This window comes from Bradyrhizobium sp. BR 10289, assembly GCF_019455385.1.
GTDB lineage: Bacteria > Pseudomonadota > Alphaproteobacteria > Rhizobiales > Xanthobacteraceae > Bradyrhizobium.
Window position 1 is genome coordinate 79769 of the sequence record NZ_JACOFR010000027.1, and the last position, 13336, is coordinate 93104.

A 13336-nucleotide genomic window follows, 5' to 3' on the forward strand; every position below is an offset into this window, starting at 1 on the left:
GGCACGCCTTCGAAGCGATCCAATCTAGGTTTCGAGCCCGGGTTCTGATTAAATCGGGCTCCTGGTCAAATCAGACCTCCCGGCTCAGGGATAGGCAGGGCGCGATATGCGCGCCGTTCCGGTGGATGACATTATGGCGGCAGTAATCAAGAAGGTCGGCGTGATCGGCGCGGGGCAGATGGGCAACGGCATCGCGCATGTTGCAGCGCTGGCCGGCTTCGACGTGGTGCTCAACGATGTCTCGGCCGACCGTCTCAAGTCGGGCATGGCCACCATCAACGGCAATCTGGCGCGCCAGGTCTCCAAGAAGGCGGTGACCGAGGACGACAAGTCCAAGGCGATGGCGCGCATCAAGCTCGCCGAGAAGCTCGACGACCTCGCCGACTGCGACCTCGTAATCGAGACCGCGGTCGAGAAGGAAGAGGTCAAGCGCAAGATCTTTCACGAGCTCTGCGCGGTGCTGAAGCCGGAGGCGATCGTCGCCTCCGACACGTCCTCGATCTCGATCACGCGGCTGGCCGCCGCCACCGACCGGCCCGAGCGCTTCATCGGCATTCACTTCATGAACCCGGTGCCGCTGATGGAGCTGGTGGAGCTGATCCGCGGCATCGCCACCGACGACCAGACCTTCGAGGCGTCCAAGGAATTCGTCGCCAAGCTCGGCAAGCAGGTCGCGGTGTCCGAGGATTTCCCGGCCTTCATCGTCAACCGCATCCTGCTGCCGATGATCAACGAGGCGATCTACACGCTGTATGAAGGCGTCGGCAACGTCGAGGCGATCGACGCGGCGATGAAGCTCGGCGCCCATCACCCAATGGGCCCGCTGGAGCTCGCCGATTTCATCGGCCTCGATACCTGCCTGTCGATCATGCAGGTGCTTCACGAGGGGCTGGCCGACTCCAAATACCGCCCGTGTCCGCTGCTGGTGAAATACGTCGAGGCCGGCTGGCTCGGCCGCAAGACCCAGCGCGGCTTCTACGACTATCGCGGCGCCAAGCCGCTTCCGACGAGGTAGAGCGCGGTGCCGTAGGGTGGGCAAAGCGTAGCGTGCCCACGCATTTTTTGCGATCGAGAGAGATCGTGGGCACGGCGCAAGTGCGCCTTTGCCCACCCTACGGCGCCTCGGCCGTGGCTCCATTGTGTGACAATTCATGTCCCATTAACCGCTCGCGTCTAGGTTACGCCCAATACGAGGGTTCGCGTAATGGACATGATGGCAATGGTCAGCACCATGCTGACCGCTCAGCAAGGCGCGCTGCAGTCGAATATTGCGGCGACGCTGACGAAGCAGAACATGGACATGGAGAAATCCACCGTCCTGACGCTGCTGGGCGCCGGTCAACCCTCGCTCGCCAATGTCGGGCCCGGCGTCGGCGGCAACCTCAACGTCACCGCCTGAACTTCCCCTAAAGTGACGCGGCGGCCTTCCCGGTCGCGGCCCGCAGCAGCTTGAGCGCGTCCTCGCTCGCCCATTCCGCCGGCCCCGCGATCGTCGCGATCTCGCAGCCTTGCGGATCGACGAGCACCGAGGTCGGCATGCCCAGGGCCCGGCCTATCGCCTTAAGATCCTGGAAAACCTTGGCTTTCTGGTCGCTGAAATAGCCCAGACGAGTCAGATTGGCCTCTTTCAGGAAGGTTTTCGGCTTCTCGGGGTCGCGGGTGTCGATATTGATCGCCACCACCTCGAAATTCGGCCCCGACAGCTTGCCCTGAAGCTCGTCCAGCGCCGGCATCTCCTTCCGGCAGGGGACGCACCAGGTGGCCCAGAGGTTCACCAGCAGGGTCTTGCCGCGGAAATCGGACAGCTTCTTCGGCTTGCCGTCGGCATCCTCGAAGCTGAGGTCGGGCAGCTTCAGCGGCGCGCTCGCCATGGTCAGCGCGGCCACCTCGCCATGGGCGAGCGGGGCGATCTTTTGCGCCGTCGCGACCGCCGGCTTGCAGGTCGGATCGCCCGAAGGGGCCCGGCTCAGGCCCAGCCCGTACAGGGCGGCAAAGCCCGCCAGCCCGCCGACCACCACGGTGGCGATGACGAGCGGGATCCGGCGCGTGGCGGAGGGCTTTTTATCGAGCATATCGTTTGTCATCCGGTCGCAGATATGGCTATCAGGGGCCTCTTAATACGGCTGGCTGCGGCCAGCAAATCTGCGGCAAAAGACAAGGCGTGAGCAGGGGATCATGAGCAACAAGATGTGGGGCGGCCGGTTCTCGGAACGTCCCGACGAGATCATGGAAGAAATCAACGTCTCCATCGACGTCGATCGTCACCTGTTTGCCCAGGACATCACCGCGTCCAAGGCCCACGCTGCGATGCTCGCCGCAAAGGGCATCATCACGGCCTCTGATGCGAAAAATATCGGCAAGGGTCTAGACACGATTTTGTCAGAGATCGGCAAGGGCGGCTTCACGTTCAAGCGCGCGCTCGAAGACATTCACATGAACGTCGAGAGCCGTCTGTCGGAGCTGATCGGCCCCGCCGCCGGCCGCCTGCACACCGCGCGCTCGCGCAACGACCAGGTCGCGACCGATTTCCGTCTCTATGTCCGCGATGTTCTGGACGAGACCGATGCCGCGCTCGCCGCGTTCCAGGCCGCATTGGTCAATCGCGCGCTCGAGCATGCCGCGACCGTGATGCCGGGCTTCACGCATCTGCAAACCGCGCAGCCGGTGACGTTCGGTCATCATCTGCTGGCCTATGTCGAGATGGCCGCGCGCGACCGCGGTCGCTTCCAGGACGCACGCAAGCGGCTCAATGAATCGCCGCTCGGCGCCGCCGCGCTCGCCGGCACCTCGTTCCCGATCGATCGCCACGCCACCGCGAAAGCGCTCGGCTTCGATCGCCCGATGGCGAACTCGCTCGATGCGGTCTCCGATCGCGACTTCGTGCTGGAGACGCTGTCGGCCGCCTCGATCTGCGCCGTGCACATGTCGCGCTTTGCCGAGGAAATCGTGATCTGGACCTCGCCGCTGGTGGGCCTCATCCGCCTCAGCGACAAGTTCACCACGGGGTCCTCGATCATGCCGCAGAAACGCAACCCGGATGCCGCCGAGCTGGTGCGTGCCAAGACCGGCCGCGTCATCGGCGCGCTCAACGGCCTCTTGATCGTCATGAAGGGCCTGCCGCTCGCCTATCAAAAGGACATGCAGGAGGACAAGCAGGGCGCCATGGAAGGCTTCGCCGCGCTGTCGCTGGCGATCCGTGCCATGACCGGCATGGTCCGCGACCTCGTGCCCGACGAAGCGAAGATGAAAGCTGCCGCCGGCGAGGGCTATGCCACCGCGACCGATCTTGCCGACTGGCTGGTGCGGACGCTGAAAATGCCGTTCCGCGATGCTCACCACGTCACCGGCCGCATCGTCGCCAAGGCGGCCGAGGGCGGCGTGGCGCTGCACGAGCTGCCGCTCAAGGAGATGCAGGCGATCGAGCCGAAAATCACCAAGGACGTGCTCGGCGTTCTCTCGGTCGAATCGTCCGTGAAGAGCCGGACCAGCTTCGGCGGCACCGCGCCGAAGAATGTGATGTCGCAGGCCAAGGCCTGGGCGAAGCGGCTGGAAAAAGAGCGGAAATAGGGCTGGGGGGCAAAATTTCGCTGATGTTTCATGGTCATCCGGCTCTCGCCAGAGCGCGCCAATCTCTGTATGGTGCGGCCCGCGTAGTGGGGATTTCGTCGTGACGTCAAAGTTTCGCCCGGCCGGCTCGGGGTGGGCCATCATTGTCTTGAGCCTGACGGCGCTTGCGCTGGCCGGCTGCGGCCGCAAGGGCCCGCTGGATCTGCCGCCGACCGCCTCGAGCGCGTCCACGGCCAACATCGCCGCGCCAACAGATACCGAGATCGAAGCCCAGAAAACACCAAGCGTGTTCAATCCCACCTATGGTGCGGACGCCCCTCCTGTGGCGCCCAAGGGCAGTAAAAGATCCTTTGTTCTCGACCCGCTCCTGGACGATAAAACCGGCCGGTAGGCTGGGGCAACTGAGCCAACGCCATGAACCATTTCGACTATCGCAACGGCGTGCTGCACGCCGAGGCGGTGAATCTGTCCGAGCTGGCTGCCACGGTCGGCACGCCGTTCTATTGCTATTCGACCGCGACGCTCGAGCGGCACTACCGCGTCTTCGCCGATGCCTTCGCCGGCGAGAAGGTGCTGGTCTGCTACGCCATGAAGGCGAACTCGAACCAGTCGGTGCTGCGCACGCTGGCGAGGCTCGGCGCCGGCGCCGATGTGGTCTCCGGCGGTGAATTGAAGCGCGCGCTGGCCGCGGGCATCCCCGCCAGCAAGATCCTGTTCTCCGGCGTCGGCAAGACCGAGACCGAGCTGCGTGCCGCGCTCGCCGCCGACATCCTCTGCCTCAACGTCGAATCCGAGCCCGAGCTCGAGCTGCTCTCGCGTCTAGCGACCGAGATGGGCAAGACCGCGCGCATCTCCGTCCGCGTCAATCCCGATGTCGATGCCGGCACGCACGCAAAGATCTCGACCGGCAAGTCCGAGAACAAGTTCGGCATTCCGCTCGCTCATGCCCGCGAGGTTTACGCGCGCGCCGCGAAGCTGCCCGGGATCCAGGTGACCGGCACCGACGTGCATATCGGCAGCCAGATCACCGACCTCTCCAAGATGGAGACAGCGTTCCGCATCCTCTCCGAATTCGTGCAGACGCTGCGTGCCGACGGCCACGACATCAGCCATGTCGATTTCGGCGGCGGCCTCGGCATTCCCTATTACATGGACCGCGAGGCGCCGCCGGCGCCCGACGCCTATGCCGCCATGGTCAAGCGCGTCAGCCACAATCTCGGCTGCACGCTGATGTTCGAACCGGGCCGCATGATCGTCGGCAATGCCGGCATCCTCGTCGCCAAGGTGATTTACGTGAAGCACGGCGACGGCAAGAATTTCGTCATCATCGACGCCGCGATGAACGACCTCATCCGCCCGACGCTGTACGAGGCCCATCACGACATCCTGCCGGTGACGCAGCCGGCGAAGGACGCGGCGACGATCTTGGCCGACGTCGTCGGCCCTGTCTGCGAGACCGGCGACTATCTCGCGCTCGATCGCGCGTTGCCGATGCCGAAGGCCGGCGATCTCCTCGCGATCATGACCGCCGGCGCCTATGGCGCCGTGCAGGCCGGCACCTACAACACGCGGCCATTGGTGCCGGAAGTGCTGGTGAAGGGCGACCAGTACGCCGTCGTGCGCCCGCGCATCGAGGTCGAGCAACTGATCGGGATGGACACGCCCGCGCCGTGGCTGTGAAGCGGCACCCGCGCGGCCGCCACCAAAATTTGGAAAACAACCCCATGCACAGTAGACACGGGGTTGCCCGCATGACGCGGGGTTGTCCGGCGCAGCTGTTTGATCGGCCGAGGCAATCGGCGACAAATGCGCGATTCGCGTAGGCGCTACCTCTTTCCGACCACCACCCCCGCCTTCTTCTCGATCGGCTTGATCGCCGCGGTGAAATCGGACTCGGCGCCCTCCGCAGCGATCACGGTCTCCCATAGCCGCCCCACGGCGTCGGCGACCTCCATCGACAGGCCGAGCTGTTTCATCTCCTCCAGCGCCAGCCGCACGTCCTTCACCATCAATCCCGTCGCGAAGCCGAAATCGAAGCTGCGCGGCAGCACCGAGCGCGGAAACTTGTCGCGGCTTGCGGTGTTCATGCCGGAGCCCGCGTTGATGACATCGATCATCACGGCGGGATCGAGCCCGGCTTTCACGCCCATCACCACCGCTTCCGATGTGGCCACCATCGCCGTCGCGGAGAGGAAATTGTTGGCGAGCTTCATGGTCTGCGCCGCACCTGGCTGCTCGCCGATGAAGAACACCTTCCCGATCACGTCGAGTGCGGGCTTGAGCAGCTCGAACTCGGTTTTCGGTCCCGACACCATCACCGCCAGCGTGCCCTTCTCGGCGCCGCCGACGCCGCCGGAGACGGGGCAGTCGATCTGCACGATGTCGCGCTTGGCCAGGAGGCCGTGAATTTTCGCCGCCATCGTCGAGCCGACGGTGGAGAGATCGATGAAGCGCTTTGCACGGCTGCCCTCGATCACGCCATTCGCGCCGGTCGCGACCTCGAGCGAGGCTTGCAGCGATGGCAGGCTCGCCATCACAGTCTCGACCTGGTCGGCGACGTCCTTCGGCGAGGTCGCAGCGGTGGCGCCGCGCGCGACGAGCTTGTCGACGACCTCCTTGCGCGTGTCGAACACGACGAGCTTGTGTCCCGCCTCGATCAGCCGCCGCGCCATCGGGAAACCCATGTTTCCGAGGCCGATGAATCCGATGTCCATGGTGTTTCCTTGTGGTTGTTATTCGTCGTTGCGAGCTTCCCACCCTCGGTGTCGTCCCGGACAAGCGCGCCCGAAGCGCGCGTAGATCCGGGACCCATAATCCCAGGGAGGAGTGCTGGCGCGAAATGGCAACTCCGAGTCCTCGTAACCACATCTCGCTGTGGTTATGGATCCCGGATCTGCGCTCACGCTTGTCCGGGACGACAGCGGAGATTGGCGTTGTTTCTCACGCCTTCCCGTCGATCTCCGCGAACACCTCGCGCGCGATGCGGAAGCTGTCGACGGCGGCCGGCATGCCGCCATAGATCGCGACTTGCATCAGGATCTCGCGGATCTCGTCGCGGGTCACGCCGTTCGTCAACGCGCCCTTCAGATGCGCGCGAAACTCGTGCTGGCGGTTGAGGATCGCGATCATCGCGATGTTGAGCATGCTGCGGGTCTTGCGCGGCAGCTCCTCGCGGCCCCAAACCGTGCCCCAGCAATATTCGTTGAGCATCTCCTGAAACGGACGGTTGAAGTCGTCGACGTTCTTCAGGGCGTTGTTGACATAGGCTTCCCCCAGCACCGCTTTGCGGACTTCGAGGCCCTTATCGTGCATCTTCTTGTCCATGACGTTTCCTTTTTCCCTCAGGTGACGGCGCGGAAATTACGGGGTTACGGGGGGCCAGTCACGTCCTCGTGTTATGCGGGAAAAGGGGTGTCTCCCGTACAGGAACGGATGCCTCAGTGCTGCCGTTGTGGTACGCTTCACTCTACCGGGCAACCTGGAGAGCTGATTGAACGGCGTCACCCCCGACCCGTCAGACCCGATCCGCGATGGCGACGCTCTGTCGCGGCTGAAGCTGGCGCAGGCCCTCGATCGGGCCATCTATGCCATCGCGTGGGAGCGTGCCTGGCCCCATCTGGCGCGGCTGCTGACCGTCATCGGCCTGTTCCTGGTGGTGTCCTGGGCCGGGCTGTGGCTGGCGCTGCCGTTCATCGCCCGCGCCATCGGCCTCGTCGTTTTCGCCGGCATCGCGATTGCCGCCCTGTTCCCGTTGATTCGCTTCCGCTGGCCGAGCCGCGAGGAAGCCTTGAGCCGGCTCGATCGCGGCTCTGGCATCCGTCACCGTCCGGCCACCACGCTGACGGACACGCTGACCTCGCAGGACCCGATCGCGAAGGCGCTGTGGCAGGCGCAGCGCGAGCGCACGCTGGCCTCGCTCAGGCGCATCCGGGCCGGCCTGCCGCAGCCGCGGCTGGCGCTGCATGATCCCTGGGCGCTACGCGCGCTGGTCATGGTGATGCTGGTTGCGACCTTCTTTGCGGCCGGCGACGAGCGCGCGATGCGGCTCGGAGCAGCGTTCGACTGGAACGGCGTGCTGGCCCCGACCAATATTCGCGTCGACGCCTGGGTGACTCCGCCGCTCTATACCGGCAAGCCGCCGATCATCCTGTCGGCCGCCAACAAGGAGGCCGCAGCGTTATCGGCATCAGGCCCGCTGGCCGTGCCCGCCGGCTCGACCCTGATCGTGCGCTCCTCGGGCGGCAGCCTCGATGTTGTCGTCTCCGGCGGCCTCAAGGAAGTCGCGCCTGCCGAGGCCGCGCCAAAAGGCACCAACGAGAAGCATTTCACCATCACCGGTGATGGCACCGCGCATGTCCGCGCGCCCTCCGGCCAGCCGCAATGGGCGTTTGCGGCAACGCCGGACCGGCCACCGACGATCTCGCTGGCCAAGGATCCGGAGCGGCAGGCCCGCGGCGCGCTCCAGCTCTCCTACAAGATCGAGGACGATTACGGCGTCACCGGCGCCGAAGCGCAGATCGGCCTGCGCCCTGCCGACAGCAAGGACGCTGGCAAGGATGCCGACCCCAAGGATGCCGATACAAAGGCCGCGGCGCGGCCGCTGTTCCCGCCGCCGCAATTCCCGCTGGTGCTGCCGAATGCGCGCACTCGCAACGGCGTCGGCCAGACCGTGAAGGATCTCAGCGAATATCCCTATGCCGGCGCCGACGTCACGCTGACGCTCACTGCCAAGGACGAGGCCGGCAATGAGGCGAAGAGCGAGCCCTTCAACATGCGCCTGCCCGAGCGTCTCTTCACCAACTCGCTCGCGCGCGCGCTGATCGAGCAGCGCCGCATCCTCGCGCTCGACGCCAACAAGAACTCGGACGTCTATGCCGCGCTCGACGCGCTGATGATCGCGCCCGAATTGTTCACGCCGGATGCCGGCTGTTATCTCGGCCTGCGCAGCCTGGCGTCCCAACTCGAGGCCGCGCGCACCGACGAGGCGCTGCGCGAGGTGGTGTCGAGCATGTGGGCATTCGCGGTCACCATCGAGGACGACGGTGTCGCTGGCAGTGTCAACGCGGCACTGCGCGGGGCGCAGGACGCGCTCAAGCGGGCGCTGGAACGCGGCGCCAGCGAGGACGAGATCAGGGTGTTGACGCAGAAGCTGCGCGAGGCCATGGCCGGAAAGGTGCGCGATCTCGCCCGGCGTGCCGAGCAGAATCCGCTTGGACCCCGGCAGCCATTCCCGGCGGAGGTCCAGCTCATCCTCGACAAGGCCGTCGAGCTGAAACAGAAGACTCAGAAAGCCTCGCCTGAGCAGCTGGAAGAGCTGTCGAAGCAGCAGGACGCCTTGCGGGAGCAGCTTCAGGCCTATCGGAAGTCGGCGAACAACCGGGCCAACAAAGGCGACGACGGGGCCAATCAATTGACGCGGGACCGGAAATGCGGAAGCTAGCGCGCGTGCCAGTCTTGAAGGCGATCTCGATCGCTTGCCTCGCTGTCCTGCTGGGAGGCCTGCCGTCGGTCGCGGCGCAGCAGGATCAGGATCCCGATGCGCTGCTCGACAGTGCCGAAAAGGCGATGCAGGATTCCGGCGACAGCCTGCGGCAGAAGGAATCCGGCAAGAGCCTCGACAACCAGTCCGACGCCATCCAGAAGCTCGAGGAGTACAAGCGGGCGACGGAACGGAACCAGTCCTCCAATCGCGATCGCTCCGTCATCACGCAGCGCGATCTCGACGAGCTCCTGAAGCAGATCGAGAAGGCGGCGCGCGAGGGCAATAAGGAAGCCGCGCAGCGCATGCTCGAGCAGCTCGCGCAGATCATGGAAAATCTCCAGATGGCGCAGCCGGGACAATCCGGCGACAGCGAGATGGAACAGGCGCTGAATGAGCTCAGCGACATGATCCGCAAGCAGCAGCAATTGCGCGACAAGACTTACAAGCAGGGGCAGGATTCCCGGCGGGACCGCTCGCGCGGCAAGCAGCAGGGCGATCAGTCGATGTCGGACCTGCAGCAGGACCAGCAGGCGCTGCGCGACCGGCTGAAGAAGCTGCAGGACGAGCTTGCCAAGCGCGGCCTGACGCAGAAGGGACAAAAGGGCCAGAAGCAGCAGGGGCAAAAGGGCCAGCAGGGTGAGCAGGGCCAGACCGGCCAGAACGGCGATCAGGACGGCGACGACCAGGGTGACGACGACGGCAGCCTGGACACCGCCGACGGCGCCATGGGCGATGCCGGCTCCAAGCTCGGCGAGGGCAATGCGGATGGCGCCGTGGACTCGCAGGGCAAGGCGCTCGACGCTCTGCGCAAGGGGGCGCAGAAGATGGCCGAGGCGATGCAGCAGGGCGACGGCGAGGGGCAGGGCGATGGTCCCGGCAACCGTGCCGGTCGCCAGCAGAGCGGTGGCAACCAGACCGACCCGCTCGGCCGCCCGCTTCACGGCCGCGAGTTCAGCGACGATTACACGGTCAAGATTCCCGGCGAGATCGACGCCCAGCGCGTCCGCCGCATCCTCGAAGAGCTCCGCCGCCGCTTAGGGGATCCCTCGCGCCCGCAGATCGAGCTTGATTATATCGAGCGGCTGCTGAAGGATTTTTGAAGTTACTCTCGGTGTCATCGCCCGCGCAGGCGGGCGATCCAGTATTCCAGAGACATGGTTTGGCGAACTCGCTCTCGCAGGGTTCGCCGCGGCGTACTGGATGCCCCGCCTTCGCGGGGCATGACAGCGGAATGTGTGGGTTGCCCCGCGCGCTAACTCTTCTTCGCCGCCAGCGCGTCCGCCACGGCGGTGCGGATGTCCGCAACCGAGAACGGCTTGGTCACGACGTCATGCACCAGCGCGTTGAGGTTCGAGGCGCGCTCGCGCTGGTCGGCAAAGCCGGTCATCAGCAGGATCGTCAGGTCCGGAAAATCGCGCGCGGCGGAGAGCGCCAGTGCGATGCCGTCCATCACGGGCATCTGGATGTCGGTGAGCAGGAGATCGAACGCACCGTCCTCGCGGGTCAGGATCTCCAGCGCCTCGGCGCCGTCCTGAGCGGTGACGGTCTCGTGGCCGTCCATGGCGATGGCGCGCGCCACCAACTGGCGCATCGAATCCTCGTCGTCGGCGATCAGAATTTTTGGCATAGGATCAACCTTGGGACCAACCTCGCGGCCGGCCTTGCTCGCGGGACCTGCGCAATCGATTATACGCTGCCGCCGGCAATGTCGCGCCGGTTGAAGAAGCGAACGTCGATATTGCGGCCTTCCGGCGGCGGCGAGGCCAGGCGCGAGCGGAAGAAGGCGCGCTCGCCGGGCTGCAGCACGGTCTGCTCCAGCACGGTGTTCCAGGCGTAGATCTCCGCGCCCTGGGCGTCGCGCACCGCAAAGCGCAGGCGCGGGATATCCAGCGGCTTCTTGCCCTGGCCGACGATCACGCCCTCGATTACCAGCACCTGCTTACCGTCAACCGTCTCGCTGGAGAGCTTGACGTCCTTGAAGGCCAGCCCGCGCAGGTTCACGTCGAAGCCGACCAGCTTGTAGAAGGCCGCCGTCTGCGGCAGCAGCCGCACCATGTCGGTGCGCCAGACGATCAGGGCCACGACCAGCGCGCCCATGCCGGCGCAGGCGGTCGGCAGGCCGAAATGGGATTTTCGCGGTACCACGGCGGGGGTCGGTCGCTTCACCTTTGCCCCGCGTCGGCTGAACAGGCCCTGGAACCAGGACCGGTGCTGGGCGCCTACGGCCTCTTCTTCGGCAGCCCGGGCGGCAGCCGACCATTCGTCCTCGACCTCGCTGGCGTCCTCGGCCGGCCAATCGCTGGCGATCGAGGGGCTGTCGACAACAGGGGTGTCGGCGGCGCCGTCGTCCTTGGCGTAGGAGTTCCATTCCGCGGCAAGGTCGGAGTGGTCGTCGGCCTGGCGGGCTGCGGCCATGGCCGGGACGGGCGTTTCCTCGATGGCATCCTCGGCATAGGCGACCCAGGTCTCCTTGCAGCGTGAGCAGCGGACCGTCCGCCCATTCGCCCCCAGGCTCGCAAGCTTGATGGCGTAGGATGTCGTACAATGAGGGCAGACGATATGCATGGGTAGGCCTTGATGCACGGACTTGTCTTGACGATGACCCGGGCGCGGAGAGCCGGGCGAGCCAAATGCTACAAGGCGACCGTTAACGAACCGGAAACCATAACGGTCGCAAAAACCGTTGATTGCGTGTGGCGAGGTGCCGCGGCGCGGCCCCCTCTCGAACGGAGCTGAACTTGGTTCGGTTCGAAAATGTCGGATTGCGTTACGGTCTGGGGCCGGAGATCCTCCGTGACCTCAGTTTCCAGATCCCGGCGCATTCGTTCCAGTTCCTCACCGGCCCGTCCGGCGCCGGCAAGACGTCCTTGCTGCGCCTGCTGTTCCTGTCGCACCGGCCGACGCGCGGCCTCGTCAATCTGTTTGGCCACGACATCTCGCAGCTCGGCAAGGACGAGATCGCCGATTTGCGCAAGCGCATCGGCATCGTGCTCCAGGACTTCCGTCTGCTCGATCATATGACGACGTATGAGAATGTCGCGCTGCCGTTCCGCGTCATGGGCCGCAGCGAGTCCAGCTACCGCAAGGAGGTCATCGACCTCCTGCGCTGGGTCGGGCTCGGCGAGCGCATGGACGCGCTGCCGCCGATCCTGTCGGGCGGCGAGAAGCAGCGCGCCGCGATTGCGCGCGCGGTGATCTCGCGACCTCAATTGTTGCTTGCGGACGAGCCGACCGGCAGCGTCGATCCGACGCTCGGCCGCCGCCTGCTGCGGCTCTTCATCGAGCTCAACAAGTCGGGCACTGCCGTCATCATCGCAACCCACGATATCGCCCTGATGGACCAGTACGAGGCGCGCCGCCTGGTGCTGCATCAGGGACGGTTGCACGTCTATGAGTAGGCCGGATGAGCGCGGCGTATTGGTCGATCTCGGACAGGAGCGTCCGCAGCTTCCGGCCAAGGCGCGCAACATGTCGCCGATCGTGCCGCGCGCCTCGATCCACGGCCGTGCGCTGGTCGCCGTCGTCGCCATCATGACGTTCCTGGCGTCGATGACGACGGGCACGGTGCTGCTGGTCAGCGCCTCCGCCGCGGAATGGCAGTCGGATGTCGCCAGCGAAATCACCATCCAGGTTCGTCCACAAACGGGGCGCGATCTCGATCGCGATACCGCGGCGGTGACCGAAGCGATGCGCGCGCAGCCAGGCATCGTCGAGGTCAAGCCGTTCACCAAGGATGAAAGCGGCAAGCTGCTCGAGCCCTGGCTCGGCACCGGATTGTCGATGGACGATCTGCCGGTGCCGCGCATGATCATAGCCCGCGTCCAGCCCGGCACGGCGCTCGATCTCGGCGCCCTGCGCGCCCGCGTGGCGCAGGTCGCACCAAGCGCCAGCGTCGACGATCATCGCGCCTGGATCGAGCGCATGCGCTCGATGACCAATGCAACTGTGCTCGCCGGTCTCGGCATCCTCGCGCTCGTCATCATCGCCACCATCATCTCGGTGTCGTTCGCGACCCGCGGCGCCATGGCGGCGAACCGCCCGATCGTCGAGGTGCTGCATTTCGTCGGCGCCGGCGACCGCTACATCGCTAACCGCTTTCTGCGTCATTTCCTCAGACTCGGCCTCGAAGGCGGCGTGATCGGCGGCGGTGCCGCCATGCTGGTGTTCGGCTTCTCCGAGTCGATCGCCGGCTGGTTTTCCGGCACGCCGGTTGGCGACCAGTTCGCCGCCCTGCTCGGCACCTTCTCGCTGCGGCCCTCCGGCTACATCGTGCTCGCGGTGCAGGCC

The 13336-nt window shown here is 65.6% G+C and carries 14 protein-coding genes; 9 read left to right on the forward strand and 5 right to left on the reverse strand.

Translation table 11 applies throughout. The annotated features are described in order from the left end of the window. Positions 1 to 133: 133 nt before the first annotated feature. Positions 134 to 1015 (forward strand): 3-hydroxybutyryl-CoA dehydrogenase, encoded by an 882-nt coding sequence (locus HYH08_RS31600; protein ID WP_220013739.1) that lies wholly within the window; start codon positions 134 to 136, stop codon positions 1013 to 1015. Between the two features lie 189 nt (positions 1016 to 1204). Continuing rightward, positions 1205 to 1399 (forward strand): putative motility protein, encoded by a 195-nt coding sequence (locus HYH08_RS31605; RefSeq protein WP_220013740.1) that lies wholly within the window; start codon positions 1205 to 1207, stop codon positions 1397 to 1399. 7 nt (positions 1400 to 1406) lie between these two features. Here the strand turns inward: HYH08_RS31605 and tlpA are convergent, their stop codons facing one another. Beyond that, positions 1407 to 2072 (reverse strand): thiol:disulfide interchange protein TlpA, encoded by a 666-nt coding sequence (gene tlpA, locus HYH08_RS31610; protein WP_220013741.1) that lies wholly within the window; start codon positions 2070 to 2072, stop codon positions 1407 to 1409. 103 nt (positions 2073 to 2175) lie between these two features. Between tlpA and argH the strand changes: the two genes are divergently transcribed. From argH to lysA, 3 genes are all read left to right on the forward strand, one after another. Further along, entirely contained in the window at positions 2176 to 3567 is a 1392-nt protein-coding gene (gene argH / locus HYH08_RS31615) for an argininosuccinate lyase (RefSeq protein WP_220013742.1), read from the forward strand. A 100-nt stretch (positions 3568 to 3667) separates the two neighbouring features. Further along, entirely contained in the window at positions 3668 to 3958 is a 291-nt protein-coding gene (gene lptM, locus HYH08_RS31620) for an LPS translocon maturation chaperone LptM (RefSeq protein ID WP_220013743.1), read from the forward strand. A gap of 23 nt (positions 3959 to 3981) precedes the next feature. Further along, positions 3982 to 5247, forward strand: coding sequence for a diaminopimelate decarboxylase (gene lysA, locus HYH08_RS31625; RefSeq protein ID WP_220013744.1), 1266 nt, complete (start codon positions 3982 to 3984; stop codon positions 5245 to 5247). A 146-nt stretch (positions 5248 to 5393) separates the two neighbouring features. Here the strand turns inward: lysA and HYH08_RS31630 are convergent, their stop codons facing one another. After that, positions 5394 to 6281 carry an NAD(P)-dependent oxidoreductase gene (locus HYH08_RS31630; RefSeq protein WP_220013745.1) on the reverse strand — a complete coding sequence of 296 codons (888 nt, stop codon included), beginning with the start codon at positions 6279 to 6281 and terminating at the stop codon, positions 5394 to 5396. A gap of 226 nt (positions 6282 to 6507) precedes the next feature. After that, positions 6508 to 6891, reverse strand: a complete 384-nt coding sequence (locus tag HYH08_RS31635; RefSeq protein ID WP_008567285.1) for a carboxymuconolactone decarboxylase family protein — start codon at positions 6889 to 6891, stop codon at positions 6508 to 6510. A 166-nt stretch (positions 6892 to 7057) separates the two neighbouring features. Here HYH08_RS31635 and HYH08_RS31640 point away from each other — a divergent pair, with 166 nt between their 5' ends. Both HYH08_RS31640 and HYH08_RS31645 read left to right on the forward strand, forming a co-directional pair. After that, a complete protein-coding gene (locus HYH08_RS31640) occupies positions 7058 to 9007 on the forward strand; it encodes a TIGR02302 family protein (RefSeq protein WP_220013746.1) in 1950 nt (649 codons plus the stop codon). Next, on the forward strand, positions 8995 to 10149 hold the full coding sequence (locus HYH08_RS31645) for a DUF4175 family protein (protein WP_220013747.1): 1155 nt from the start codon (positions 8995 to 8997) through the stop codon (positions 10147 to 10149). Before HYH08_RS31640 ends, HYH08_RS31645 begins: the two co-directional genes overlap by 13 nt. A 152-nt stretch (positions 10150 to 10301) precedes the next feature. Here HYH08_RS31645 and HYH08_RS31650 read toward each other — a convergent pair whose 3' ends face one another. Together HYH08_RS31650 and HYH08_RS31655 are read right to left on the reverse strand one after the other, a co-directional pair. Continuing rightward, positions 10302 to 10676, reverse strand: coding sequence for a response regulator (locus HYH08_RS31650; protein WP_220013748.1), 375 nt, complete (start codon positions 10674 to 10676; stop codon positions 10302 to 10304). 59 nt (positions 10677 to 10735) lie between these two features. Next, positions 10736 to 11614, reverse strand: a complete 879-nt coding sequence (locus HYH08_RS31655) for an MJ0042-type zinc finger domain-containing protein (RefSeq protein ID WP_220013749.1) — start codon at positions 11612 to 11614, stop codon at positions 10736 to 10738. 173 nt (positions 11615 to 11787) lie between these two features. Here HYH08_RS31655 and ftsE point away from each other — a divergent pair, with 173 nt between their 5' ends. Next, positions 11788 to 12447, forward strand: coding sequence for a cell division ATP-binding protein FtsE (gene ftsE, locus HYH08_RS31660; RefSeq protein ID WP_220013750.1), 660 nt, complete (start codon positions 11788 to 11790; stop codon positions 12445 to 12447). Further along, a partial coding sequence (locus HYH08_RS31665) for a cell division protein FtsX (RefSeq protein ID WP_220013751.1) occupies positions 12440 to 13336 on the forward strand: 897 nt, incomplete at its 3' end. The genes ftsE and HYH08_RS31665, both read left to right, overlap by 8 nt.